This is a genomic window from Streptomyces sp. SID3212, from assembly GCF_009865405.1.
Taxonomy (GTDB): Bacteria; Actinomycetota; Actinomycetes; order Streptomycetales; family Streptomycetaceae; genus Streptomyces.
The window spans coordinates 1-946 of record NZ_WWJY01000501.1 but is presented as its reverse complement, the minus strand read 5'-3'; the positions used below and the strand labels follow the sequence as shown (position 1 = coordinate 946).

Sequence of the window (946 nt, the reverse complement as noted above, 5' to 3'; positions counted from 1 at the left end):
CCCGCTGCGGCGGCTGCGGCGCGGCGGGCCGGTCACCGGTGACGGCGCGCTCGTGCTGCTGGTCGCGGCCCTCCTGCTGGCGGTGGCCGCCGCCGACCTGTCCGGGATGAGCAAGGCCGAGACGGAACGCATCTGGCTGCCCTTCACCCTCTGGCTGCCGGTGACCGCCTCCCTGCTGCCGGTCCGCGACCACCGGCGCTGGCTGCTGGCCCAGGCCGCCACCGGACTGGCCGTCAATCATCTGCTGCTCACGTTCTGGTGAGCGAAATCGTGGGCCGGGAAATGCGGACGTCAGTTTTCCGTAAGCGTTGATCCCCTTCACCTCGTCACGGAAACAGCGTGGAATACGGATATGCGTATCCCGCCTTTCCTCCCCCGATTCAGGGGCCGATCGCACGACCCGCGCACGGCGACGGCGGTGGGCCGGTGGCTCGGACTCGCGATTCTTGTCTGCTTCGTCACGGGCGTCACCAGTCATTACCTTCAGCAACCGCCCGGCTGGGCGGCCGGACACCTCCCCACCAGGCCCGTCTCCGGATATCGCGTCACCCAGAGCCTCCACGTCATCAGCGGTATCGCCGCGATTCCCCTGCTTCTGGTGAAACTCTGGACGGTCTATCCGAGGCTTTTCGAATGGCCTCCGATCCGTTCCGTCGCACACGCGCTGGAACGGATCTCCATCGCCGTTCTGGTCGCGGCCACCCTGCTCGAACTGTTCATGGGACTCCTCAACACCATTCAGTGGTATCCCTGGCCCTTTCCCTTCCGTGCCGTCCACTGGGCGCTGGCGTTCGTCATCATCGGCGCGCTTCTCGTCCACCTCGCCGTGAAGGCACCCGTGATCGCCGCGCACTGGCGCCGTACCTCGCCGGCGACGACGAGCCTCGACGCGCGGGACCCGGCGGGCGACGTGGTCACGGCCGGGGCCGAGCGGCGCTCACTGCTG

2 pseudogenes are annotated in these 946 nt (G+C 68.2%); both read left to right on the top strand.

The features are described from left to right. Positions 1–262 (top strand): annotated as a pseudogene (locus GT042_RS15165) (hypothetical protein); the annotation flags it as partial. A 90-nt stretch (positions 263–352) separates the two neighbouring features. Continuing rightward, positions 353–946: pseudogene (locus GT042_RS15160) on the top strand (molybdopterin-binding protein); the annotation flags it as partial.